22 protein-coding genes are annotated in these 23,871 nt (G+C 61.4%); 17 read left to right on the plus strand and 5 right to left on the minus strand.

Annotated features, from left to right (window positions below; genetic code table 11):
* The gene (rdgB, locus tag K3175_RS01185) at nucleotides 1-630 is read right to left on the minus strand and encodes an RdgB/HAM1 family non-canonical purine NTP pyrophosphatase (RefSeq protein ID WP_221541549.1); all 630 of its coding nucleotides are present in this window, start codon (nucleotides 628-630) and stop codon (nucleotides 1-3) included.
* On the minus strand, nucleotides 627-1,343 hold the full coding sequence (gene rph / locus K3175_RS01190) for a ribonuclease PH (RefSeq protein ID WP_221541550.1): 717 nt from the start codon (nucleotides 1,341-1,343) through the stop codon (nucleotides 627-629). The genes rdgB and rph overlap by 4 nt, the downstream gene beginning before the upstream one ends.
* Nucleotides 1,344-1,496: 153 nt before the next feature.
* Between rph and hrcA the strand changes: the two genes are divergently transcribed.
* From hrcA to K3175_RS01210, 4 genes are all read left to right on the plus strand, one after another.
* A complete protein-coding gene (gene hrcA, locus K3175_RS01195) occupies nucleotides 1,497-2,540 on the plus strand; it encodes a heat-inducible transcriptional repressor HrcA (protein WP_221541551.1) in 1,044 nt (347 codons plus the stop codon).
* A 13-nt stretch (nucleotides 2,541-2,553) separates the two neighbouring features.
* Nucleotides 2,554-3,159: a nucleotide exchange factor GrpE gene (gene grpE / locus K3175_RS01200; RefSeq protein WP_221541552.1), complete on the plus strand. Its 606-nt coding sequence runs from the start codon at nucleotides 2,554-2,556 to the stop codon at nucleotides 3,157-3,159.
* Between the two features lie 37 nt (nucleotides 3,160-3,196).
* Nucleotides 3,197-4,948, plus strand: coding sequence for a DUF885 domain-containing protein (locus K3175_RS01205; protein WP_221541553.1), 1,752 nt, complete (start codon nucleotides 3,197-3,199; stop codon nucleotides 4,946-4,948).
* A gap of 61 nt (nucleotides 4,949-5,009) precedes the next feature.
* Nucleotides 5,010-5,303 (plus strand): glycine zipper domain-containing protein, encoded by a 294-nt coding sequence (locus K3175_RS01210; RefSeq protein WP_221541554.1) that lies wholly within the window; start codon nucleotides 5,010-5,012, stop codon nucleotides 5,301-5,303.
* A 50-nt stretch (nucleotides 5,304-5,353) separates the two neighbouring features.
* Here the strand turns inward: K3175_RS01210 and K3175_RS01215 are convergent, their stop codons facing one another.
* A complete protein-coding gene (locus K3175_RS01215; RefSeq protein WP_221542308.1) occupies nucleotides 5,354-5,788 on the minus strand; it encodes a vgr related protein in 435 nt (144 codons plus the stop codon).
* 95 nt (nucleotides 5,789-5,883) lie between these two features.
* Nucleotides 5,884-6,363 (minus strand): copper chaperone PCu(A)C, encoded by a 480-nt coding sequence (locus tag K3175_RS01220; protein ID WP_247710612.1) that lies wholly within the window; start codon nucleotides 6,361-6,363, stop codon nucleotides 5,884-5,886.
* Between K3175_RS01220 and K3175_RS01225 the strand changes: the two genes are divergently transcribed.
* From K3175_RS01225 to dnaJ, 3 genes are all read left to right on the plus strand, one after another.
* The gene (locus K3175_RS01225; protein WP_221541555.1) at nucleotides 6,362-6,544 is read left to right on the plus strand and encodes a hypothetical protein; all 183 of its coding nucleotides are present in this window, start codon (nucleotides 6,362-6,364) and stop codon (nucleotides 6,542-6,544) included. The genes K3175_RS01220 and K3175_RS01225 overlap by 2 nt on opposite strands.
* Nucleotides 6,541-8,475 (plus strand): molecular chaperone DnaK, encoded by a 1,935-nt coding sequence (dnaK, locus tag K3175_RS01230; RefSeq protein WP_221541556.1) that lies wholly within the window; start codon nucleotides 6,541-6,543, stop codon nucleotides 8,473-8,475. Before K3175_RS01225 ends, dnaK begins: the two co-directional genes overlap by 4 nt.
* A 72-nt stretch (nucleotides 8,476-8,547) precedes the next feature.
* Nucleotides 8,548-9,672 carry a molecular chaperone DnaJ gene (dnaJ, locus tag K3175_RS01235; protein ID WP_221541557.1) on the plus strand — a complete coding sequence of 375 codons (1,125 nt, stop codon included), beginning with the start codon at nucleotides 8,548-8,550 and terminating at the stop codon, nucleotides 9,670-9,672.
* Here dnaJ and K3175_RS01240 read toward each other — a convergent pair whose 3' ends face one another.
* The gene (locus K3175_RS01240) at nucleotides 9,673-11,991 is read right to left on the minus strand and encodes a patatin-like protein (RefSeq protein WP_221542310.1); all 2,319 of its coding nucleotides are present in this window, start codon (nucleotides 11,989-11,991) and stop codon (nucleotides 9,673-9,675) included.
* 72 nt (nucleotides 11,992-12,063) lie between these two features.
* Here K3175_RS01240 and radA point away from each other — a divergent pair, with 72 nt between their 5' ends.
* The 10 genes from radA to K3175_RS01290 all read left to right on the plus strand — a co-directional run bounded on the left by radA (nucleotide 12,064) and on the right by K3175_RS01290 (nucleotide 23,870).
* On the plus strand, nucleotides 12,064-13,428 hold the full coding sequence (gene radA, locus K3175_RS01245) for a DNA repair protein RadA (RefSeq protein WP_221541558.1): 1,365 nt from the start codon (nucleotides 12,064-12,066) through the stop codon (nucleotides 13,426-13,428).
* A gap of 34 nt (nucleotides 13,429-13,462) precedes the next feature.
* Nucleotides 13,463-14,002: a CvpA family protein gene (locus K3175_RS01250; RefSeq protein ID WP_221541559.1), complete on the plus strand. Its 540-nt coding sequence runs from the start codon at nucleotides 13,463-13,465 to the stop codon at nucleotides 14,000-14,002.
* Nucleotides 14,002-14,430, plus strand: coding sequence for an iron-sulfur cluster assembly scaffold protein (locus K3175_RS01255; protein ID WP_221541560.1), 429 nt, complete (start codon nucleotides 14,002-14,004; stop codon nucleotides 14,428-14,430). Before K3175_RS01250 ends, K3175_RS01255 begins: the two co-directional genes overlap by 1 nt.
* A 34-nt stretch (nucleotides 14,431-14,464) precedes the next feature.
* Nucleotides 14,465-16,126, plus strand: coding sequence for an MFS transporter (locus tag K3175_RS01260; protein WP_221541561.1), 1,662 nt, complete (start codon nucleotides 14,465-14,467; stop codon nucleotides 16,124-16,126).
* On the plus strand, nucleotides 16,126-17,160 hold the full coding sequence (gene alr, locus K3175_RS01265) for an alanine racemase (protein ID WP_221541562.1): 1,035 nt from the start codon (nucleotides 16,126-16,128) through the stop codon (nucleotides 17,158-17,160). The genes K3175_RS01260 and alr overlap by 1 nt, the downstream gene beginning before the upstream one ends.
* A gap of 82 nt (nucleotides 17,161-17,242) precedes the next feature.
* Entirely contained in the window at nucleotides 17,243-17,797 is a 555-nt protein-coding gene (gene phaR / locus K3175_RS01270) for a polyhydroxyalkanoate synthesis repressor PhaR (protein WP_221541563.1), read from the plus strand.
* Between the two features lie 183 nt (nucleotides 17,798-17,980).
* Nucleotides 17,981-19,522, plus strand: a complete 1,542-nt coding sequence (proS, locus tag K3175_RS01275) for a proline--tRNA ligase (RefSeq protein ID WP_221541564.1) — start codon at nucleotides 17,981-17,983, stop codon at nucleotides 19,520-19,522.
* Nucleotides 19,523-19,626: 104 nt separating this feature from the next.
* Nucleotides 19,627-20,985: a M20/M25/M40 family metallo-hydrolase gene (locus K3175_RS01280; RefSeq protein ID WP_221541565.1), complete on the plus strand. Its 1,359-nt coding sequence runs from the start codon at nucleotides 19,627-19,629 to the stop codon at nucleotides 20,983-20,985.
* A 21-nt stretch (nucleotides 20,986-21,006) separates the two neighbouring features.
* Nucleotides 21,007-23,301 carry a ribonuclease R gene (gene rnr / locus K3175_RS01285; RefSeq protein ID WP_425594818.1) on the plus strand — a complete coding sequence of 765 codons (2,295 nt, stop codon included), beginning with the start codon at nucleotides 21,007-21,009 and terminating at the stop codon, nucleotides 23,299-23,301.
* Between the two features lie 50 nt (nucleotides 23,302-23,351).
* A complete protein-coding gene (locus tag K3175_RS01290; RefSeq protein ID WP_221541567.1) occupies nucleotides 23,352-23,870 on the plus strand; it encodes a peroxiredoxin-like family protein in 519 nt (172 codons plus the stop codon).
* The last annotated feature ends 1 nt before the right edge of the window (nucleotide 23,871 follow it).

The raw sequence follows: 23,871 nt of genomic DNA on the forward strand, positions 1-23,871 counted from the left end.
TCAATCGCCAAACTGCTCCGACACCAGTTTCGCAAAGGCATCGGCCCGGTGGCTTATGGCATGCTTTTCCTCTGGCGCTATTTCCGCGAAGGTCTGATCGCGTCCCTCCGGGATGAAGACCGGATCATAACCGAAGCCCAGTTCGCCCTTCGGCGGCCAGGTTAGCGTGCCCGGCGCGCTTCCTTCGTACACTGCCGTTTCCCCATCGGGCCAGGCGATGGCGAGCACGCAGTGAAAGGCGCAGGAACGGTCGGTATCCGGACCTCTTTCCTGCAGCATGCCTTCAACCTTGCCCATAGCCATATACCAGTCTCGGCCCGGGGCGCCCTCGAAATGCTGGCGCTCCGCCCAATCGGCGGTGTAGACGCCGGGACGCCCGTCGAGCGCATCCACCGAAAGGCCGCTGTCGTCAGCAAGGGCCGGCAAGCCGGATGCTTCTGCAGCAGCGCGCGCCTTGATCAGGGCATTCTGGATGAAGGTGGTGCCTGTTTCCGGCGGTTCGGGCAGGCCGAGAGAGCCGGCGGAAATGCACTTCACCCCGTGAGGAGCAAGAAGGGCGGAGATTTCCTTCAGCTTGCCAGCATTATGCGTGGCGATCACCAGGCTGCCTGAACCGATCCGGCGTGTCATTTACGAGTGGCCTCGTCCTGCGCCTTGAAGATATCCGCGCATCCCATCTGCGCAAGCCGCAGCAGGCGGAGGAACGCTTCCTCGTCATATGGCGCACCCTCGGCAGTGGCCTGCGCTTCGGCGATCTTGCCGCCTTCGATGAGAACGAAGTTGGCATCGGCATCCGCCGAACTGTCTTCGGGATAGTCGAGGTCGAGCACGGGAGTGCCCTTGTAGATGCCGCAGGAAACGGCCGCCACCTTCGCAGTGATCGGGTCCTCGACGATATCTCCCGACTTCATCAATCCGTCGATGGCCAGGCGCAGAGCGATCCATGCGCCGGAGATCGACGCTGTGCGCGTGCCACCATCTGCCTGGATGACATCGCAATCTAGTGTGATCTGGCGCTCACCGAGCTTTTTCAAGTCTACCACCGCACGCAAAGAACGCCCGATAAGCCTCTGAATTTCTTGAGTTCGGCCACTCTGCTTGCCTTTCGCAGCTTCGCGCTGACCGCGTGTGTGAGTGGCCCGGGGAAGCATCGAATATTCGCCGGTGACCCAGCCTTCGCCCTTGCCGCGAAGCCACGGCGGAATGCGTTCCTCAACGCTCGCTGTGCACAGCACCTTGGTTTCGCCGAAGCCGATCAGGCAGCTTCCTTCAGCATGTTTTGTATATCCGGTTTCGATCGTGATGGCGCGCATTTCATCGGGCGCACGTCCTGAAGGTCGCATCGTATTCTCCTGTAACCTTCCGCCGCCGCGAGTCCGGGTGGGGGAGGGTTGGTGTGATGTATCTGGCTTCCCGCTAGAAGAAAGTACCGCACTTCGACAAGCTTGGCGCGATAGGAAATTGAGATTGTCGACGGCTGCGGCTACCCTGCCTCCATGAACGCTCCCCCGCTTACCGACTTGTCCGATCGCGCCCGTGCCATCTTCAGGCTCGTGGTCGAAGGCTATCTGGAAAGCGGCTCGCCGGTCGGTTCCAAGGCGCTGGCGGGTGAGGGTGGGGTCAATCTTTCGCCCGCTTCGATCCGGTCGGTTCTCGCGGAACTTGAGCAGCGCGGTCTCCTCGCAGCGCCGCATACGAGCGCGGGTCGGATGCCTACCGACAGCGGGCTGCGCCTCTTCGTCGATGCGATGATGCAGGTGGCCGAGCCAACCGCTGAGGAACGTGTAGCGATCGAGCAGCGCATCTCCGAGCCCGGTCCGATCGAGCGCGCGCTGGAGCGGACGAGCGCTCTGTTGTCAGATCTGTCGGGAGCCGCGGGGATGGTCATGGTGCCCCGCAGGGAGCCTCGACTGAGCCAGGTGTCCCTGACGGCGCTGGATGCGAACCGTGTGCTGGCGGTGCTCGTAGGCGAAGATGGACACATCGAAAACCGTATCCTCACCGTTCCCGGCGAAGCGCTGGGTACTTCACTAGAACAAGCGAGCAATTATCTGACCGCGAAGGTCGCCGGCAGGACGCTGGCCGAAGCAGCTCAGCTTATCGAGCGTGAGGTCGCCAGTGGCCGAAGCGCTCTGGACGAAGCGAGCAGAAGCCTTGTGGAAAGCGGCATTGCCGTCTGGACCGAGGATGCCTCGAACCGCCCGGTATTGATCGTTCGCGGGCAAGCCAACCTGCTCGACGACAATGCCCTGTCCGACATCGAGCGGGTCCGCTCGCTGCTCGAAGACCTGGAAAACAAGCAGTCGGTTTCTTCGCTGCTCGAAAGCGCCAGAGAAGCCGAAGCCATGCGGATATTCATCGGAAGCGAGAACCGCCTGTTCTCATTGTCCGGTTCTTCCGTCATCGCTTCGCCTTACCGGGATCGGGAAGGCAAGGTGGTCGGTGTATTGGGCGTCATCGGTCCGACTCGGTTGAATTACGCGCGAGTCGTCCCCATGGTGGATTTCACGGCCCGTTCCTTGGGCAAACGCATAGGCTGACAGGGTTTTTCAAGTGACTGACAATACGAATAACGAACCGCAGAACGAAGCGGTCGACGAGGAAGTGGCGCGCGAGATGGAAGGTGTGCCCGAGCATCTGCGCGAAGGCGACGAGGCCGATGAAGCCGAAGCGGCTGATGAGGCGCTGGACGACGCTCTTGCGAGTCTTCGCGGCGATCTTGAAAATGCCAAGCAGGAAGTGCTTTACGCCCGTGCCGAAACGCAGAATGTGCGCAGGCGGATGGAGAAAGACGTCCAGGACGCCCGCAACTATGCGGCGGCGGGCTTCGCCCGCGACGTGCTGAGCGTGGCGGACAATCTAGCCCGCGCGCTGGATGCTGTTCCCACGGAGCTGCGGGAGGATGACAAGATCAAGGGCTTCGTCGCTGGCATCGAGGCGACCAAGCGCGAGTTGGACAAGGTTTTCACCCAGAACGGCATCACGCGGATTGCCGCGAAGGGCATGCCCCTCGATCCCAATCAGCACCAGGCGATGATGGAAATCCCGACCGATGAAGTCGAGGCAGGTACCATCGTTCAGGAAATGCAGCCTGGCTACATGATCAAGGATCGCCTGCTGCGCCCCGCCATGGTCGGTGTGGCGAAGAAGCCCGACTGATTATTCGACCTCCCCTGATATTCTTGGAGAAAAACCGATGAGGGTCGCCCTTCTTGTGAGTGCGGCCCTCGCCGCGTCTGCTTTTACTACCCCGCTTGCCGCGCAGGAAACCGCCGATGAGCAGGTGATGAGCCTTGCCGATGAATATTACGATTACGGCCTGGCTGCCAATGGCCTGACCGAAACGGAGAGCGGGCAAACCGAGCTTGGCGATAGGTTCTGGTCGGTGACCCCGGAAAGCCAGCGCGCGAAGGCTGAGCGTTATGCGGATATCCTGAACCGCCTTCAGACGGTGGATGCTGAAGCGCTGTCGCCGGAAGCCCGGACCAATGCCCTGGTACTTCGGACGCTGCTTGAGAACGAGATAGGCGACGCGCGTTTCGCAGAATGGGAAATGCCCTTCGACAGCGATAGCAATTTCTGGTCCTATCTGGCGCCTCGCGGCGGTCTGGCTACTGTCGAGGACTACGAGAATTATATCGGGCGGCTGCGCGATCTTCCCCGCCTGTTCGACGAGCATATCGCCAACGCCACAGCGGGCCTGGAGCGAGGTTTCAGCGTGCCAAGAGTAACCCTGGAGGGGCGTGACGTGTCCATCGAGGCGTTCGTCACTGAAGACCCAGAAGACAGTCCCTTCTGGGCGCCCTTCGCGCAAATCCCGGATCGCTTTTCGGAAGAAGACAAGGCGCGCCTGCGTGACGCCGGGAGGGACGCGATTTCGAGCCAGGTGACACCGGCCTATAGCGAACTGCTAGCATTCTTCCGGCAGACGTACCTGCCGCAAACGCGCACGACATTGGGCGCCAGTGAGTTTCCTGACGGAGAGGCCTATTACGCGCAGCAGATACGACAGTACACCACGCTCGACCTTACTGCCGAACAGATCCACAAAATCGGTCTGGAAGAAGTCGCGCGGATTACCGCCGAGATGGAGAAAGCCAAGCAGGACGCGGGCTTCGATGGCACGCTTGCCGAGTTCATCACCTTTCTGCGAACCGACCCTCAATTCGTCGCCCGCACGCCTGATGAACTGATGGGCGTTTCCGCCTATACCGCAAAGCGCGTCGACGATAAGCTCGGCGATTATTTCGGTTTTCTTCCACGCTATCGCTTCGGGATTCGCCCGGTGGACCCGGCCATAGCGCCTTTCTACACCGCTGGGCGCGGCGGGCTGGAATATTGCCAGATCAACACGCACGACCTGCCTTCGCGGCCAACCTACAATATCCCGGCTCTTACCATGCATGAATGCGCGCCGGGTCATTCCTTCCAGGCTGCGATCGCTCTAGAGCGCGAGGACGCGCCGCGTTTTCGCCGGCAGACCTATTTCTCGGGCTTCGGGGAGGGGTGGGGCCTCTATACCGAATATCTCGGCAACGAGATGGGCGTATACCGCACACCCTACGAACGCTTCGGGCAGCTATCCTACGAGATGTGGCGCGCTGCACGGCTGGTGATCGACACCGGCATTCACCATTATGGGTGGTCGCGAGAGCAGGCGGTCGACTATCTTTCAAGCCACACCGCCCTGTCGGATCGCGAGGTCGGGACCGAGATCGACCGTTATATAAGCTGGCCGGGACAAGCACTCGCCTACAAGCTCGGCGAGATGACCATTCGACGGGTGCGGGCCAAGGCGGAAGAGGCCTTGGGAGAGCAGTTCGATATTCGCAAATTTCACGATGTGGTCCTGTCGCTGGGCTCCGTTCCCTTGCCCGCTCTCGAGGATCGGATCGACGCATTCATTGCTGATGGCGGGCAGGGATTGCCCGGCGTTACTTACGACTGATCGGGAACGCTTGGCTAATTGCTCCGTATTTTCGCGACAATGCTCACGACGGAGGAATGCCATGAAAAGCAAAATCTTGATCGCTCCCGCGCTCGCTCTTTCCACACTCAGCCTTGGCGCATGCGCGCAGAATTACGCGGTTGAAGGGGCCGGTGCCGGTGCAGCTCTGGGTGCGGGACTTGCCGCTCTGACCGATGGCGATATCGAGACCTACGCGCTCGCAGGGGCGGCAATCGGCGGTGTGGTCGGTTATGCGACCGACAAGAATGATAGCTGCGACGGCTATTATGGCGACGGCCGCTATGTCGACGATGACTGCAGGTATGATGATCGCTACGCGCGTTACTGGAACTGATTGGATCGAAAAGGCCGCCGTTGATCCGGCGGCCTTTTTCTCGGCTGTGGTCAGGTGGCGGCGAAATTGACCAACAGATCATAAGCCTCGACCGGGCCGGCACCAGCCAATCTGACGCCGTTGCGAAGCCAGAAGGCGTGCTTCACGATTTCCGCCTGTTGCTCGATCCCATAGCGGTCCAGCGACCAGCCAGGCTTCAGCGAATAATCGTAGCGTGCCCACGGCATGCGGTGCGTTACCAGGTACCATTCACCCTTCGTCTGGGTTTGCCACACATGGGTCAATTCGTGAATCAGCAATCCCTGCCGGATGATGCCGACCGTTGAAAAATCGTCGCAGTAATTCTCTGACATTGGGTGAAAATGCAGGTGCCCGCGGGGGGCCATCGTGACGCGGCGAGGCTGAAAGGGAAACCACTTACGGCGCCTGATCGTCACTCTCGAATAATCGATAGCATTGCCGAACACACTTCGCGCCAGCTCGATTTCTCCTGCTGTGAGAGGGCGCTCCCCGCCGGCGACACATTGCGGCGAGACGGGGTTGTCATGGCTTTGGACGCCAAGGCTGTCGCGCCATTCGTTCAGCGATCTTCTCCGGCTGCGCGGATCTCAACCGGAACGGTCATAGTGTCTCCGCCGACGATGGTGAGTGTCATCATGGTGGAGGCCCCGGCCGCGAGCGAGGGGTCGAGATCGAAAGCCATTACGTGATAGCCACCGGATTCCAGGCTGGTCGTCGAGCCGGCCTCAACAAGTACCTGCCCCACACTGTCCATCATCATCTTGCCATCCATTTCCATCGAGCCATGCAGCTCGGCATTCTGCGCCCCTTCCACAGATACGGCGCGGATTGCGATGTTTCTTTCACCTTGATTGGCGACGTCGAAATAGACGGCAGCAGGGTTGCCCGACACGGGTGGCAGCACCAATCGGGCATTGGTGACTTCAAGCGGCAAGGCGTCGCTCTCCGCTTCCTGCGCGGGCTCTTCACCGCTCGAACAAGCGGCCAGCGGCACGGCTGCCAGAAGCAGGAAGGCGAGGACGGGGCGGCTCGTTTTCATGGATAATCCTTCGGTGATTTGCTCTGAAAAACTAGCTGAGCGCATCCCTTGTGCCAAGGAAAAGCGCTCCTATATCGCCCCGGTAATACACGTCTTTATTCGAGCCGCCGACCGGTTTCGCCAGAACTGGGAATCCAGCTGTGCGGCGTCCAACGATTTGAAACAGATGGGGAAACCATGAGTAAAGTTATCGGTATCGACCTTGGCACCACCAACAGCTGCATCGCCGTGATGGACGGCGGCAAGCCCAAGGTCATCGAGAATTCCGAAGGCGCACGCACGACGCCTTCGATCGTCGCTTTTACCAAGGATGGTGAACGACTGATCGGCCAGCCTGCCAAGCGTCAGGCAGTAACCAATCCCGACAATACGCTGTTCGCGATCAAGCGCCTGATCGGACGGCGGTTTGATGATCCCATGACCAAGAAGGACATGGAACTGGTCCCCTATGACATCGTCAAGGGTTCGAACGGCGATGCCTGGGTCGAAGCTGGCGGCGACAATTACAGCCCGTCACAGATTTCCGCTTTCATCCTTCAGAAGATGAAGGAAACCGCCGAGGAATATCTCGGGGAGAAGGTCGAAAAGGCGGTCATTACCGTCCCGGCCTACTTCAACGACGCCCAGCGTCAGGCGACCAAGGATGCCGGCAAGATCGCGGGCCTCGAGGTCGAGCGTATCATCAACGAGCCGACCGCTGCTGCGCTGGCATACGGCCTCGACAAGGACGACGGCAAGACCATCGCCGTTTACGACCTTGGCGGCGGTACTTTTGACGTCTCGATCCTCGAGATCGGTGACGGCGTGTTCGAAGTGAAGTCGACCAACGGCGATACCTTCCTGGGCGGTGAAGACTTCGACAGCGCAATCGTCGAGTATCTCGCCGAGCAGTTCAAGAAGAAGGAAAACATGGACCTGAAGAGCGACAAGCTCGCTCTGCAGCGCCTCAAGGAAGCCGCGGAAAAGGCGAAGATCGAGCTGAGCTCGGCGCAGACCACCGAGGTGAATCTGCCCTTCATCACCGCGCGCATGGAAGGTGGCTCGTCCACTCCTCTCCACCTCGTCGAAACCATCAGTCGTTCGGACCTCGAAAAGATGGTCGGCGACCTGATCAAGCGCACGTTGGAGCCCTGCAAGAAAGCTCTGGCAGACGCCGGCATCGACAAGGGCGGTGTCGACGAGGTCATCCTCGTCGGCGGTATGACCCGCATGCCCAAAGTGCGCGAAGTCGTAGAAGAATTCTTCGGGAAGAAGCCACACACCGGCGTGAACCCCGATGAAGTCGTGGCCATGGGTGCTGCCATTCAGGCCGGTGTTCTGCAGGGCGACGTCAAGGACGTGCTGCTGCTCGACGTGACTCCGCTTTCGCTGGGTATTGAAACCCTTGGCGGCATCATGACCAAGATGATCGATCGCAACACGACCATCCCGACCAAGAAGAGCCAGACCTATTCGACTGCCGAGGACAATCAGCAGGCGGTGACCATCCGCGTGTTCCAGGGTGAACGGGAAATGGCGGCGGACAACAAGATGCTCGGCCAATTCGACCTGGTTGGCATTCCGCCCGCACCGCGCGGTGTGCCGCAGATCGAAGTCACCTTCGACATCGACGCCAACGGCATCGTGAATGTGTCGGCCAAGGACAAGGGTACTGGAAAGGAACAGCAGATCCGTATCCAGGCATCGGGCGGTCTGTCCGATAGCGATATCGACCAGATGGTGCAGGACGCGGAAAAGTTTGCCGACGAGGACAAGAAGCGCCGCGAAAGCGCCGAAGCCCGCAATCAGGCCGACAGCCTCGTCCATGCGACCGAAAAGCAGCTGGAAGAGCATGGCGACAAGATCGACGCTTCGCTGAAGAGCGAAGTTGAAGAAAAGGTCGCGGCTTTGAAGACCGCTCTGGAAGGCGACGATGCCGATGACATCAACGCCAAAGCACAGGACCTGTCGCAGAGCGCGATGAAGATGGGCCAGTCGATCTACGAGCAGGAACAGGCAAATGCCGCTTCCGATGCTCCGACCGATGGCGCAGCTGCCGGGAGCGAAGGTGGCTCGGAAGAAGAAGTCGTCGATGCCGAATTCTCGGAAGTCGACGAAGACGCGAAGAACTGAGACGCCTCATGAAAACCATGCCCCCACCGGTGCCAAGCTCCGGTGGGGGCAAGTTTTAGGGCGGGGAAAGTTATGTCAGCTACCGAAATCGATTTTTACGAAGTGCTTGGCGTCAGCCGTGATGCCGATGGCGCGACCATCAAGAGCGCCTATCGCAAGCTCGCGATGAAGCACCATCCGGACCGGAATCCGGGCTGCACGGAAAGCGAGAACAAGTTCAAGGCGATCAGTGTCGCCTACGATTGCCTCAAGGACCCGCAAAAACGCGCGGCGTACGATCAGTATGGCCATGCCGCGTTCCAGAATGGCGGACCCGGCGGGGGGCACGCAAACGCCGATTTCGGCGATATTGGCGATATATTCGAAACGATTTTCGGGTCTGCATTCGGCGGCGCGGCCGGTGGCCGCGCACGTCCGCGGCGCGGAGCCGATTTGCGTTACGACATGCAGATCGGGCTGGAAGAAGCCTTCCACGGCAAATCCACCGAGATCGAGATCGAGGTGAGCAAGTCCTGCGACACCTGCCACGGATCGGGCGCGCAGCCCGGAACCCATGCCAGGACCTGCAATCTTTGCGGCGGGCAGGGCAATGTCCGCGCAAAGCAGGGCTTTTTTGTAGTCGAGCGGCCATGTCCCAATTGCCACGGTGCCGGCGAAGTCATCACTTCGCCATGCCGCGACTGTCGCGGCGAAGGACGGATCGACGTTCCGCAAAAGCTCGAAGTCGATATTCCGCCCGGGGTGGACACCGGCACGCGTATTCGCTTGTCCGGCAAGGGCGAAGCGGGACCGCGAGGCGCTCCTGCTGGTGACCTCTATATTTTCGTCCATGTGAAGCCGCACGAGATATTCCAGCGCGAGGGTACGACGCTCGCTACCCGCGTCCCGATCAGCTTCACCAAGGCGGCGCTCGGCGGATCAATCGAAATTCCCGGTCTGGACGGTGAAGAGCTGACGCTGGAAATCCCGGCAGGGATCCAGTCGGGCAAGCAATTGCGCCAGCGAGGCGCAGGAATGCCGGTTCTCCAAGGACGGGGCCGAGGCGATATGGTCGTGGAGATTGCCGTCGAAACGCCAACCAGGCTGTCCCGGGAACAACGCTCTTTGCTCGAACAATTTCAGGACCTGGAAACCGGCGATGAATGCCCGCAGAGCCAGGGCTTCTTCGACAAGATCAAGACTGCCTTCGGCGCGTGATCAGCCTCCCAGGCGCTCCTTCACCTCGTTCCTGATCTGATCGAGCAGTCTGGCACCGCAACGCTTCGCCGCGTCTTCTTCGTCCAATATGGCGAGGAAGGCGCGGCGTTTGAATATCCGGGCGTGGTCACCGTCCTGGTGTTTGCCGGAAGTCGAAAGGACGAGATCGATCATCCTTTCCGCTCCGTGCAGGCGCCCCCACAGATAGTCGTTCTCGCGGTAGGCACGGCTGAAAAAGGCACCGAAATTGTAGAATTCCACACCGCGCAATGTCGCGCGCGTTCCGCCATCGCGAATGCTTTTCGCATCGTCGGGACTGATCCGGTCGACCTTGACCGGATCGAATTCCGTCAGGCCCTCGTTTCGCAGCAAGGGTAGGGTCGCTACATCGTAAAAGGGAAAGCCCAGATAGGCGAACAGCATCCGGCGCTTGAGATTGGCGGGCATGGGTTCGAGAGTTTCCGCCAGCATTCCTTCGGCCAGACTGTCGGTTTCGATGAGAAGGCGTCGCTGTTCGATAAAGTCCAGTACGGCGCCGGGATCGGTCAGCACGTCCTGCGCTACCTCGCCAAAATCGGCGCCGAGGGAGGCTGCCCCTTCTTTTTCGAAATAAAGCGCCATGATCTTGAAGATGGCGTCCCGGCCCACCTCCAGAGCCTCGTCGGATATCTCCGGATCCGCCTCCCAGTCACGAGCAAGTCGCCGCGCCAGTAGCCGCAGCCGCCGAATACGAAAGCCGATATCGTGTTCTCGCAGGAATGTGATAGCTTCGGCAGTGGCGCCGCCGGAAGGCGCCGAAAGACTCGACAAACCGCGCTGGGCCAATTCCCTGCGGATCGCAGCTTCGATGGGCGCAGCGTCAGGCAGGTGGAGCGCCGGGGCCGCTTCCCACACCAGCCGAGCAATGCGCGATACGATCCCGCTGAGTTTCGCCTGCGCATAGGCGTGAAAAGCGTATCCGGCCTGATTGGCGGCGGCATCCTGTGCCTTCTGCCGCCAGTTCTTAAGCCGCTTCACCGTCGGGCGGTCGAGAAACAGCGTGCGGCCGAACAAGCGGTCTACCGCGCCTTCGACGTCTGGCCGCAGGGCCGCTACGATGCGGGACAGTCGCTCCGCCTCGCGGCTTTGTTCTTCGAGTTGCTCCAGATTGTCCCGGATGGGCTGTTCGCGCGGAATGGTCGAGAGCGAGCCGAAAATCGCCGAGAAGAACCCGACCTCGCCCGCTTGCATATCCGTGCGATGCGAATAACGGTCGGGCCGCGGATCGACATATACGAAGCGCCGATCCACCTCGCGCTGGGCAGGTCGGCCGCGAAGAGCCGCCATAGCTCCGCCGAACGGCTTGTTTACCAGTACCGATCCGTCGATCAGCGAGACCTTGTCCGTATCGCCATGCATCACATGAACGGGCATGATCCTTTCGAGAAATGCGTCCCGTCCCGGCCAGGATCGGCCAGTCTCATCGGCAAGGCGATCGATTTCTTCCAGACGCAGCGGAGGAAAAGCACCCGGAAAGCTGGCAGTAGCGCGCGCCGACATGACCAATTCGAGCGGATCGGCGAGATCCTGTCCGCCGGCAGAGGGCGTCTTGCGCCGAATCGAGATTGGCAATCTGTGCTCTGTGTCCTCGACCACTTCGGGGCTATGGAGCCGCAGCAGTTCGAGATAGCCATAAAAGTCTGTCGCAGTGACGAAGAGATCGAGCGGATGGTTCGGCGGAAGTAGCGGAGCCTCTATCTCCGAGTTGGCCATGGCCGAAAACGCCTGCTCCAGCAGGCGGGAGAACCCGATTCCCGAAAAGGGAGGCTCGAACCAGCGCCCCCTGATCAGATGAGAAACCTTACGCCTCACCTCATCACGGGTTTCGGGTGCGACCTCAGTGGAAATTTCATTGCCCGGCCGGTTCAGAAGCCAGGACGCAAGCGGCTGCGCCCAGAATTTCCCGCCTCTCCAGCGCAGCTTCGCATCCGGATCGGTGAGGCGGTCGACATCGGCCATCTCCAGCCAAAGATCGGTCAGCGGCTCGAGGCTTTGGCCGGAATAGATCGCTTGGGCGAGGAAGATGGCATTGATGCCCCCCGCACTCGCGCCGCTCATGATATCGGGGATGATGCGCAGCCGCAGCGCGTCTTCAGCCTCGATATGACGCAACAGATCCTGATAGACCTCATGCACTCCGCCGCGCTGACCTGTGGAGGCATGAAAATCCCGACTGGCGCGGGCAAGCTGCCACAGCTCACGCGTAACGCCATGCATGTAGACTGCCAGACTGACGCCGCCATAACAGACGAGCGCGATCCTGAGTTCCTTTTGCCGCATCGCCATCGCTTGTGCACAGGACCACGCCGGAAAGCAATTGCGTTCCGGTAATGTTCTGTTAGTTGAAGCGCCATGGCCAAGCCAAAAAAACGTTATATCTGTCAGGCTTGCGGATCGGTTTCCCACCGGTGGCAGGGTCAGTGCGCCGATTGCGCCGAATGGAACACGCTGGTCGAGGATGCACCCGCGACGGTGTTCTCGCTCAAGCATGATCTGTCGAGCGGGGGCAGGGCAGTAGAATTCGTCGACCTGGACAAGCCGGGCGAAATGCCCATTCGCCAGAAGACCGGCCTCGCCGAATTCGACCGTGCCCTGGGCGGAGGGCTTGTTCCGGGCAGCGCGATCCTGATGGGCGGGGATCCAGGCATCGGCAAATCAACCCTGCTGCTTCAGGCGGCAGCCAAGGTCGCCCGCGACGGGCACAGCGTTGCATACGTCAGCGGCGAGGAAGCCTCGGGTCAGGTCCGAATGCGGGCGGCGCGGCTCGGTTTGTCGGACGCTCCAGTAAAGCTCGCTGCGGCGACTGGCGTTCGGGACATCCTGACCACTTTAGGGCAGATGGAAACACCCAAATTCCTGGTCATCGATTCTATCCAGACCATGCATTCCGACACAATCGAGGGTGCGCCGGGGACGGTCAGCCAGGTCCGCGGATGCGCGTTCGAACTGATCCGCTATGCCAAGGAAAACGGTGTCGCGCTGGTGCTGGTCGGTCATGTGACCAAGGATGGCAACATCGCCGGGCCGCGCGTGCTGGAGCATATGGTCGATGTGGTCATGAGCTTCGAAGGGGAGCGCAGCCATCAGTATCGCATCTTGCGGGCGCTCAAGAACCGGTTCGGCGCGGTGGACGAAATCGGCGTATTCTCGATGGAAGGGGAAGGGCTGGAAGAGGTCGAAAACCCTTCGATGCTCTTCCTTTCCGGCCGCGAACAGCCGATGGCCGGAAGCGCCGTCTTCCCGGCCATGGAAGGAACACGTCCTGTCCTGATAGAGATACAGGCGCTCATCGTCAGACTTCAATCCGGGGCGACCCCGCGCCGGGCCGTGGTCGGGTGGGATAGCGGCCGCTTGGCGATGCTGCTGGCGGTGCTGGAGTCGCGTTGCGGGCTGTCGTTCAGTTCCGCGGAAGTGTATCTCAACGTCGCTGGCGGTTACCGCTTGTCCGACCCGGCTGCCGATCTGGCAGTCGCTGCGGCCCTCGTCAGTGCCTTGGCCGACAAGCCGCTGCCGGATCGCAGCGTCTGGCTGGGAGAAGTCAGCCTTGCCGGCGAAGTGCGGCCGGTGGCTCACGGAAACGTGCGCATGCGCGAAGCCGCCAAGCTCGGTTTCGAGCGTGGTTATGGCCCGGCCGATCCGAAGAACAATACGTCAAAGCTGCGCTATGAGGGTCTGGCACAATTGGCAAACCTCGTTGACCGGGTGATGAGCAATTAATAGACCGCTCAGCTCTCGGGGCTAAAGGGCGCGTATGACGGGTTTCGATCTCATTGTTCTTTTGATTGTCGGCGTAGCTGCGGTGGGTGGGTTCCTGCGCGGCTTTCTACAGGAGGTCCTGTCGCTGGGTGCGTGGATACTCGCAGCCGTGGCCATTCGATACTTGCACACTCCGCTCACGCTGCAGATGCAGGAATACATCGGGGCCAATGTGACGACTTCGGTCCTTGCTTTCACTTTCCTCCTGCTCATCCCCTACGCAGCCATGAAGGTCATCGCCAACAATGTGGGGCAGGCATCCCGGCAATCGTTTCTAGGGCCGATCGACCGTGTTCTCGGCTTCGGCTTCGGTGCGCTAAAGGGCCTGATCATCGTGATCATAGCCTTCTCAGTGCTGGTTTTGGGTTACGATTCCGTTTGGGATTACCGCGGCCGCCCGACCTGGATGACCACGGCTCGCAGCTATGAACTCATCGATTCCGGATCCCGGTCGATGGTGGAAGTGCTCGCCCAGCGCCGCGCCAAATTGCGTGAGGAAGAGAGCGATGACACTGCGTCCGAGGCGGAAGCATAGTGAGCGATACGCAAAAGGGAGCGCTCTATTCGCCGGAATTGCTATCACTCGCGGTAGAACTTGCCGGTTCCCCTTACGACGCTGCAGCGCCGCTACTTGGAGAAGCTCGTTCGCGCAGTTGCGGGAGCATTATCCGCATTTCGAGCCATCGTGATTTGGCCGGGCTGGGATTGCAGGCACAGGCCTGCGCTGTGGGGCAGGGCGCGGCGGCGATTTTCCTTCGCCACGCACAAGGACGGTCCCCGCAGGATATCGCGGACACACTTGTTGCTCTGGAGACATGGCTTGCCGGCGAAGGCACTCTGCCGGACTGGCCGGATCTCGAGAAAATCGAGATGGCCAGGAATTTTCCCGGTCGCCACGGCGCGATCCTTCTGCCGTGGCAGGCAGCGCTGGACGCGCTTTCCAATTCGGGCGACGAACGCTAGATCGAATCTCATAAAGTTACGGAGAGGGTGAGGAATGGCAGGCGACGTTGCTGCATTGCGGGAACCGACCGAGAAGGAAATTCGCCTTGTCATCGCCGCCAGCAGCGCGGGTACGATCTTCGAATGGTACGATTTCTTCATCTACGGCACGCTCGCTGGCCTGATCGGAGCGGCCTTCTTTCCCAGCGGCAACGAAACATTGCAGATCCTGCTGGTCTGGGCAGGCTTCGCCGTCGGTTTCGGGTTTCGCCCGCTCGGCGCAATCCTGTTCGGTTTTCTTGGTGACCGCCTCGGGCGCAAATATACCTTCCTCGTCACCGTCACATTGATGGGAATTGCAACTGCGGGCGTCGGTCTCATTCCCGGCGCCGCCAGTATCGGCATCGCCGCGCCGATCATCGTGATTTGTCTGCGTATCCTCCAGGGTCTGGCGCTTGGCGGTGAATATGGCGGCGCGGCCATTTACGTGGCTGAGCACGCCCCGCCGGAAAAGAGGGGCTTCTATACCAGTTTCATCCAGGCCAGCGTGGTCGGCGGATTCGTGCTCTCCATCGTCGTGGTGCTCGCCTGCCGTGCCGTGATCCCGGCCGACGATTTTGCCGCCTGGGGTTGGCGCGTGCCTTTCTTGCTCTCCATCGTGCTGCTCGGCATATCGCTGTGGATGCGCCTCAAGCTGTCCGAAAGTCCGGTATTCCAGGCGATGAAAGAGGCCGGGGAGACCAGCGCCAATCCCTTCAAGGAGAGCCTGACCTATCCCGGCAATCCCAAGCGCATCTTCGTGGCCCTGTTCGGCATCACCGGAGTGCTCACCACCATCTGGTATACGGCCTTCTTCTCATCGCTGAGTTTCCTGCGCCGCGACATGCGGGTGGACGAGACGACGGTAGAGTGGATCCTCTTGATCGCGGGATTGATCTCGATGAGTTTTTACGTCGTGATCGGCAAATGGTCCGACCGGGTAGGGCGCAAGAAGCCGATCATCATCGGTGCCATTGCCGCACTGCTGCTGCTCTTCCCGATCTTCTGGGGCATGGGCAGCCTTGCCAATCCCGGCCTGGCTCAGGCTGCGCGGGACAATCCCGTCCTCGTCAGCGGGCAGAATTGCACCACCGATCCCTTTGCCGAACTGTTCGACCGTGACCAGAGCGGGTGCGGCAAACTACTGGAAACTCTCACCGCAAGCGGCGTCGCCTACGATGTCGAAGACGCTGAGGAATTGAGCCTGACTGTCGGAGGGGAAGAAATCGCGCTGGGCGCGAACTGGGCGGGGGACGCCGTTGCACGGCGTGACGGATTGCAGGATGCCCTCAGCGCGCGCGGCTTCGATTTCGCCCGCCAGACACCGCCATTGCTCAACCTTCTCGGCATCGGCGCTCTGCTACTTGTTTGCGGCATGCTGTCCGCGCTGACCTATGGTTCGGTTGCCGCGCTGCTGTGCGAGATGTTCCCGGCCCGGATCCGCTACAGTTCCATGTCCATTCCCTACCATATCGGTGCCGGCTATCTGGGCGGCTTCCTGCCGCTGATCGCCGGAATTATCGTGGCGCGCAGCGGTGACGTTTACGCCGGCCTGTGGTATACGATGGCAGTCGTCGGCTTCGGCCTGATTGTCGCGTGGTGGGGCCTGCCAGACGGGCCGCCACGCGATTTCGAAGATGCCAACAATGCACCTCCGGTTTCGCCTGTCATACCCTGATGAAAATTCCTTCTCCTTCTCTGCGCCTCGCCATTGATCGCGAGGCTCTGGCGCATAATTGGCGCGCCCTTGATCGTCTTTCCGGCGAGGCGAGAGCCGGGGCGGCGGTCAAGGCCGATTGCTATGGCCTGGGCGTGGACATTTGCGTTCCGGTGTTGAGAGACGCGGGCTGCCGCAATTTCTTCGTAGCGCACTGGGCCGAAGTCCTGCCGGTGCTGGAGCATGTACCCGCTGAGCAGATCGCCGTCCTGCATGGTCCTCTGGATCAAAGCGATGTCGCCTTCGCGCGTGACACCGGCGTCCTCCCGGTGATCGATTCTCTTCGACAGGCGAGGCTCTGGCTCGACGGCGGCGGTGGGCCATGCCACCTGATGATGGACAGCGGCATCAACCGACTCGGAATTTCGCCGCAGGAACTCGCCGATCCGCTGGTCGAGGCTCTCGATATCCAGGTTCTCCTCAGCCATCTTGCCTGCGCGGATGAGGACAGCCCGATGAACGCGCGCCAGCTCGAAATCTTTCGCGATGCCATCCAGCGGATCGAGCACAAGGAAGCGAGCCTCGCCAACAGCGCCGGGATCGCCCTAGGCGGCGATTATCACTTCGACCTGACGCGGCCCGGGCTCGCACTGTATGGCGGTGTGCCGCGCGATGAGCTGGCCGAACATATCCGCCAGGTCGCCCGGCCCATGGCTGCGATCATGCAGACGCGCAGCCTGTCTGCCGGGGACAAGGTCGGCTATAACGCCACCTTCACTGCGAGCACCGAAATGCGGGTGGGCGTCGTCTCTCTCGGCTATGCAGACGGCATCTTGCGAAGCTGGGCCGGCGGTGCCTTCCTGAGCGGCCACAAACCGATACCGATCCTTGGCAAAGTGTCGATGGACATGATCGTGGTCGATCTGTCCGGGACACCGGAGCTTAAGGAAGGAGACTGGCTCGAGCTGCCCTATCACCTGCCCGATGCGCACCGGCAGACCTCGTTGTCGCAATATGAGTTGCTGACCGTGCTCGGCAACAGGTTCGCCCGCTAACACGCGTGTTGCGTTGCACATTGTGCAAGTGCTAAGCTGTTTGCGCTGCACAAGACTTGTCAGCCTGGGGAGAGAGCAGAACATGGCCAAGCGGACCGCCGAGGGCGAACCGATCATCATCAAGAAGTACGCCAACCGGCGTCTCTACAACACCGACACGTCGAGCTATATCACGCTTGACGATCTGGCCCTGATGGTGCGCGAAAACGTCGATTTCCAGGTCCTCGACGCCAAGACGGGTGACGACATCACCCATACGATCCTCACGCAGATCATCGTCGAGGAAGAAAGCCACGGGACGCAGCACATGCTGCCTGTCAGCTTCCTGCGCGATCTCATCTCGATGTACGGCAATTCGATGCAGTCGATGATGCCGAGCTATCTCGAAGCCAGCATGGCCCATTTCCGCAAGAACCGGGAAGAGCTGCAGTCGGCCTTTGCCAAGGGGCTGGAAACCAATCCCTTCGCCAAGATGGCCGAAGCGAACATCAAGATGATGCAGAACGCCGCCGAAGCCTTCATCCCCGCCACTCGCAAGACCGAAGATGCACCGCAAAAGGCCGATGAAGACGATCTCGCCCAGATGCGCGAGCAAATGGCCGCGATGCAGAAGAAACTGGACGAACTGAGCAAGTAAAGCTCGCGCTTAAAAAGTCTCTTTTTCGCCAGACTTTGGCCTGGCAAGAGCAAAGCAGGGCATTGCCCAACCGCCATCCAGTTCTTTATGGGCGGCCCCACCAGTCAGGACGGAGCTTCGCAAGGCCGGGCGCGAGTGCATCTCGGGCGCGCCAGCGGCTCCGAGCATAAGGTCCGAAATTCGATGTCCAAGATCCGCCACGCCCTCAATTCCCGCCGCGAAGACGATTTCGCCGCCTGGTATCAGGAAGTCATCGCGGCGGCCGAAATGGCCGAAGAATCGGGCGTGCGGGGCTGCATGGTCATCCGCCCCTGGGGATTCGGCATCTGGGAGCGCATGCAGCGCCTGCTCGACGACCGGATCAAGGCGACGGGGCATGAAAACGCCTATTTCCCGCTCTTCATCCCGCTTTCCAATTTCGAGCGCGAGGCCGAGCATGTCGAAGGTTTCGCCAAGGAAATGGCCGTCGTCACGCACCACCGCCTGATCGCGGGCAAGGATGGCGGACTGGTGCCGGATCCCGAGGCCAAGCTGGAAGAGCCGCTGGTCGTTCGGCCGACGTCGGAAACCATCATCGGTGATGCCATGGCGCGCTGGGTGCAGAGCTGGCGCGATCTGCCGCTGAAGCTCAATCAGTGGGCCAATGTCGTGCGCTGGGAAATGCGCACCCGCATGTTCCTGCGCACCAGTGAATTCCTATGGCAGGAAGGCCACACCGCCCACGCCGAGGAAGCCGAGGCCAAGGAGCATACGCTTCGCATGCTCGAAGTCTATCGTGCCTTTGCCGACGAAGACCTCGCGCTGGCCGTCGTCCCCGGCGAGAAGCCCGAGAACGAGCGCTTCCCGGGCGCGGTGGAGACCTGGTCGATCGAGGCGATGATGCAGGACGGCAAGGCGCTGCAGGCCGGCACCAGCCACTATCTTGGCACCAATTTCGCTCAGGCTTCGGGCATCAAATATCAGAACCGCGACGGCGGGGAGAGCCTGGCCCATACCACCAGCTGGGGCGTGTCCACGCGCATGGTCGGCGGCGTCATCATGACGCATGGCGATGACGACGGTCTGCGCCTGCCGCCCAAGATCGCGCCGCAGCAGGTCGTGATCCTGCCCATGCTGCGCGACAAGCCCGAAGACCAGGCGCTGATCGACTATTGCGAGGCGCTGCGCGCCACTCTCGCCAGCCAGCATGTGCTGGGCGAGCAGCTGCGCGTCCTGCTCGACATCCGGCCCGGCAAGGCGGCCCAGAAGCGCTGGGATTATGTCCGCAAGGGCGCTCCGATCATCGTGGAAGTCGGCGGGCGCGACATGGAGAACGGCGCCGTTTCGCTGCTGCGCCGCGATCGTCTGTGGGATCAGGAAACGGGCAAGACCGCCTTCCAGACCCCGACCCGCGAAGTGGCCGGCCAGACCATTCCCGACATTCTGGCCGACATGCAGGGCGCCCTGCTGACCGAGGCGCAGGAACGGCGCGACGCCAATATCACGCGCGGCATCACCGATTTTGCCGAGGTCGAAAAGCATTTCGCCGCCTCGCGCTATCCCGGATGGGTGGAGGTCCAGTGGTCCAAACCCACCGGCGCGGCGCTGGAAAAGGTCGTGGAGCGGCTGAAGGAACACAAGCTCACCATCCGCAACGTGCCGATGAACAACGTGCCGGTCGATGGTGCCTGCATCTTCTCCGGCGAACCGGCGGTCGAGCGTATTCTGCTGGCGAAGGCATACTGATAGGACGGTGGGCGCCTACTGATTCCTGCCTAGCTCCGGTGCGGGCCGGGCAGGGATCGACAAGACGGTTGTAATTAAGACCAAGTCGGGCAAACCTGCGCGGCATGAGAACACTCCTTCCGCTCGTCGCCCTCGTCTCCGCCCCGCTTGCAGCGCAGGAAACCGCGCCTGCCGATCCCGCCGCCGATGTCTCGCAGGAACGGCTGCGCGCCGATATCGATACGCTGGTCGGGTTCGGCACGCGGCACACGCTGTCGGAGCAAGACAATCCCGAACGCGGCATCGGCGCGGCGGTCGATTGGGGGCTGGCTGAATTCGGCCGTATATCAGGCACTTGCGGCGGATGCCTCACTGTAATTGCACCAGAGCGTATCGAGCCTGAGGGCGGCCGCCTGCCGCGCCCGACACGCATTCGCAATGCCGTCGCCATCCAGCGCGGGACAGAGCGGCCGAACGAGGTCGTCATCGTCCAGGGCCATATCGACAGCCGCGGCAGCGACGTGATGGATTGGCAAAGCGATGCGCCCGGCGCGAATGACGATGGCTCGGGCACCGTCCTGGTGCTGGAGGCCGCCCGCAACCTCAGCCGCAATCGCTATCCCGTGACGATCGTCTACGCGCTGCTCTCGGGCGAAGAGCAGGGGCTTTATGGCGGGCGCTTGCTGGCCGACTATGCCGAAGAACAGGGCTGGGACGTGAAGGCGGTGCTCAACAACGATGTCGTCGGCAACAGCTGCGGGAGCGACGGGTACTGCGATGCCGAACATGTCCGGGTCTTCTCCGAAGGACCGCGGGCCGACCTGACCGATGCGATCCGCGCTTCGCAGCGCCGCGAGGGAGGGGAAAACGACAGCCCGAGCCGCAATCTTTCCCGATGGCTCGACGATGTTGCGGATGAAACCGCAGGCGGGCTCGATGTGCGCCAGATCTGGCGGGTAGACCGCATGGGCCGCGGCGGTGATCAGATCCCCTTCATGGAAAAGGGTTTCCCGGCAATCCGGATCGCCGTTGCCGTGGAAGATTACGAACACCAGCATCAGGACCTGCGCACCGAAGACGGTGTGACTTATGGCGACACGGTGGACGAGATGGATTTCGCCTATCTCGCCAAGGTCACCCAGTTCAATATCCGCGCACTCGACAAGCTTGCCCGGTCTCCCGCACCGCCGGCATCGGCCGCCAAGGCCGCAGTCCAGACCTTTACCGACGTGACCTGGGCAGAGGTGCCCGGCGCGGTGAGCTATACGGTTTGGCAGCGCCGCACCGATGAACCCTACTGGCGCGATGAGCCGGTGATAGAAAACGTGGTCGCTAACAATGCGCGGCTCGAAGGCGTGCGCGGCGACGATTGGATTTTCGGCGTCAGCGCCACCGGTGCCGATGGCGTGATGAGCCCCGTATCCAGCGCGGTCCCGGCAGGCCAATTCGAACCTATCGCCGCCGAAGAGGATGACAGCGAGTAGCTGTGTCCCCATATGGCGCGCATGACAAAACAGAACAGAACCGGACGGAAGCAGGGGCTTCCGTCCAAAACGGAAATACTCGAATTCATCCAGGCCTCCGACAAGCCCGCCGGCAAGCGCGAAATCGCCAAGGCATTCGGCATCAAGGGGCAGGAAAAGATCGCGCTTAAGAAGCGCCTCAAGGACATGGCCGAAGAAGGCCTGATCGACGGCAAGAAAACCGCCTTCCACAAGATGGGCGGTCTGCCCAAGGTCACCGTGCTCAAGGTGGTCGAGATCGAAGATGGCGATCCCATCGCCGTCCCGGAAAGCTGGGACGCCGATGCGCCCGGCAAGCCCCCGCGGCTGGTGGTCAAGGAAAGCAAGAAGGTCGCGGCGCTCAAGCGCGGCGACCGCTTCCTTGCCCGGACCGAGGAACGCGGCAAAGGCTGGGTGGCGCATCCCATGAAAAAGCTGCCGGCCCGCACCGAAGGCCTGATGGGCGTGGTGGAGTTCGACGGCAGCGGCAAGCCATGGCTGGCGCCGGTCGACAAGCGGGTCCGCAATTCTTCACCCATTGCCGATCTTGGCGGTGCCGATGAAGGCGAACTGGTGCTGGCCGAAAAGGCCGGCAAATCGGCCCGCTCCGCCGTGAAGGTGGTCGAGGTTATCGGCGATCCGCTGGCGCCCAAGAGCTTCAGCCTTATCGCCATTGCCAAGCACGGCATCCCATATGTCTTTCCCGATGAAGCGCTGGCAGAGGCGCAGCGCGTCGCCGACCTGCCGCTCAGCGAAGACAAGCGCGAGGATTTGCGCGATGTGCCCATCGTCGCCATCGATCCCGCCGATGCGCGCGATCACGATGATGCGATCTGGGCCCAGCCCGATGGGCACGGCGGCTACAAGGCGATCGTCGCGATTGCCGACGTATCCTTTTATGTTCGTCCGGGCGGCAAGCTGGACAAGGAAGCCCGCAAGCGCGGCAATTCGGTCTATTTTCCCGATCGGGTCGTGCCGATGCTGCCCGAAATCCTGTCGGCGGACGTCTGCTCGCTGGTCGATAACGAAGACCGCGCCGCCATGGCCTGCCATCTGCGGATCTCGCCCGAAGGCAAAATCACCAAGTGGCGCTTCACCCGCGCGATCGTGCGGCTTGCAGCGAATATCGCTTATGAAGACGCCCAGAAGGCGATCGACGACGGCAGCGCCGACGAGCACCTGAAAAACCTGTGGGGCGCGTGGAAGCTGCTGTTCAAGGCGCGCCAGGCCCGCGACCCGCTGGATCTCGAACTGCCGGAACGGCAGGTCCGCCTCAACGACGAGGGCGTGATCGAGGAAATCGCCGTGCGCGAGCGGCTCGATGCCCACCGTGTGGTCGAAGACTTCATGATTGCCGCCAATGTCGCGGCAGCCAAGGCGCTGGAAGAGAAAGCCGCGCCAGTGGTCTACCGCGTGCACGAAACGCCGAGCCGCGAGAAGCTGACGGCGTTCAAGGAATATCTCGCCACGCAGGGCAAGAGCTTCGCGATGGGGCAGGTAATCACGCCCGGCCTCTTCAACCGGATGCTGAAGGACATCGTCGATCCTGCTGAAAAGGCTCTGATAATGGAGGCCGTGCTGCGTAGTCAGACGCAGGCCTATTACGGTCCTTCCAATTCGGGCCACTTCGGGCTGGCGCTTGGCAGCTATGCCCATTTCACCTCGCCGATCCGGCGCTATGCCGATCTGCTCGTCCATCGGGCACTGGTCGATGCCTACAAGCTGGAACAGCCCAAGCCGAAAGGCGACATCCCCGAGGATTCGGGGCTTTCGGATCGCGACAAGACCGCGCTCAACCAGATTACCGATGCGATCAGCCAGACCGAGCGCCGCGCCATGGAGGCCGAGCGTGATACGATCGACCGTTATGTCGCCGCGTGGCTATCGGGCCGTGTGGGGCAGACCTTCGATACCAGGATCACCGGCGTTCAGGGCTTCGGCTTCTTTGCGACCATCGAAAACCTGGGCGGTGACGGGCTCGTTCCGGTCTCGACGCTGGGCCGCGAATATTTCCGTTACGATGAGGCGGCGAGGGAACTGGTCGGCGAAGATAGCGGAACCACCTATGCAGTGGGTGACCGGCTGAAGCTCAAGCTGGCCGAGGCCAATGCCCTGACCGGCGCGCTCAAGTTCGAAATCCCCGACAGCGACGGGTCGCCGGTGGAAAAGCGCGGCGAGCGGTTCCAGCACAAGAAGAAGCCGCTGCGCAAAGGGCAGGGCGCCCCGCGCCAGAAGCACGCTCAGGGCCAGCGCGGGCGGCCGAAGAATATCCGGCACCAGGGCCGCAAGAAGAAGTAGGGCGGAACGGGCACGGGTGGCCGGTCATTGATCTTCGTAAAGGAGATATCATGACCCTCATTCCCGGAAAGCCCGTCCCCCCGCTCGACCTGCCGCTGACCATCGATGCCCGTTTCGAGCTGTCGGAGCAGTCGCCAGAAAACTTCACCATGCTGGTGTTCTATCGCGGCAAGCACTGCCCGATCTGCAAGAAATATCTGACCGAACTCGGCAGCAAGCTGAGCAATTTCACCGACAAGGGCATCAACGTCTTTGCCGTCTCGATGGACAGTCCCGAACGCGCCGCCGTCAGCCACGAGGAATGGGACACGGCCGATCTGCCGCTGGCGCATTCGATGAGCGAGGACAAGGCGCGCGAATGGGGGCTCTATCTCTCGCAGAAGCGTGATGGCAGCAAAGAACCCGACGTATTCAGCGAACCCGGCCTGTTCGTGGTGAAGCCCGATGGAACGCTGCATTTTGCCGTCGTCCAGAGTGCGCCGTTTACCCGGCCGAACCTCGACGACCTGCTCGAAGGCCTCGAATTCACCATGGACAAGGGCTATCCGACGCGCGGCACGCTGACCTGAC

Origin of the sequence: Qipengyuania aestuarii (assembly GCF_019711535.1) — a bacterium.
GTDB classification, from domain to species: domain Bacteria; phylum Pseudomonadota; class Alphaproteobacteria; order Sphingomonadales; family Sphingomonadaceae; genus Qipengyuania; species Qipengyuania aestuarii.

Bases quoted from the DNA above. Each gene is read 5' to 3' on its own strand.
- rph (WP_221541550.1), bottom strand. From the start codon at position 1,343: ATGCGACCTTCAGGACGTGCGCCCGATGAAATGCGCGCCATCACGATC.
- K3175_RS01250 (WP_221541559.1), top strand. From the start codon at position 13,463: ATGACGGGTTTCGATCTCATTGTTCTTTTGATTGTCGGCGTAGCTGCG.
- K3175_RS01220 (WP_247710612.1), bottom strand. From the start codon at position 6,363: ATGAAAACGAGCCGCCCCGTCCTCGCCTTCCTGCTTCTGGCAGCCGTG.
- K3175_RS01205 (WP_221541553.1), top strand. From the start codon at position 3,197: ATGAGGGTCGCCCTTCTTGTGAGTGCGGCCCTCGCCGCGTCTGCTTTT.
- phaR (WP_221541563.1), top strand. From the start codon at position 17,243: ATGGCCAAGCGGACCGCCGAGGGCGAACCGATCATCATCAAGAAGTAC.
- alr (WP_221541562.1), top strand. From the start codon at position 16,126: ATGAAAATTCCTTCTCCTTCTCTGCGCCTCGCCATTGATCGCGAGGCT.
- K3175_RS01225 (WP_221541555.1), top strand. From the start codon at position 6,362: ATGGATAATCCTTCGGTGATTTGCTCTGAAAAACTAGCTGAGCGCATC.
- radA (WP_221541558.1), top strand. From the start codon at position 12,064: ATGGCCAAGCCAAAAAAACGTTATATCTGTCAGGCTTGCGGATCGGTT.
- K3175_RS01280 (WP_221541565.1), top strand. From the start codon at position 19,627: ATGAGAACACTCCTTCCGCTCGTCGCCCTCGTCTCCGCCCCGCTTGCA.
- K3175_RS01290 (WP_221541567.1), top strand. From the start codon at position 23,352: ATGACCCTCATTCCCGGAAAGCCCGTCCCCCCGCTCGACCTGCCGCTG.
- rdgB (WP_221541549.1), bottom strand. From the start codon at position 630: ATGACACGCCGGATCGGTTCAGGCAGCCTGGTGATCGCCACGCATAAT.
- dnaK (WP_221541556.1), top strand. From the start codon at position 6,541: ATGAGTAAAGTTATCGGTATCGACCTTGGCACCACCAACAGCTGCATC.
- rnr (WP_425594818.1), top strand. From the start codon at position 21,007: ATGACAAAACAGAACAGAACCGGACGGAAGCAGGGGCTTCCGTCCAAA.
- K3175_RS01260 (WP_221541561.1), top strand. From the start codon at position 14,465: ATGGCAGGCGACGTTGCTGCATTGCGGGAACCGACCGAGAAGGAAATT.
- K3175_RS01240 (WP_221542310.1), bottom strand. From the start codon at position 11,991: ATGCGGCAAAAGGAACTCAGGATCGCGCTCGTCTGTTATGGCGGCGTC.
- hrcA (WP_221541551.1), top strand. From the start codon at position 1,497: ATGAACGCTCCCCCGCTTACCGACTTGTCCGATCGCGCCCGTGCCATC.
- dnaJ (WP_221541557.1), top strand. From the start codon at position 8,548: ATGTCAGCTACCGAAATCGATTTTTACGAAGTGCTTGGCGTCAGCCGT.
- K3175_RS01210 (WP_221541554.1), top strand. From the start codon at position 5,010: ATGAAAAGCAAAATCTTGATCGCTCCCGCGCTCGCTCTTTCCACACTC.
- proS (WP_221541564.1), top strand. From the start codon at position 17,981: ATGTCCAAGATCCGCCACGCCCTCAATTCCCGCCGCGAAGACGATTTC.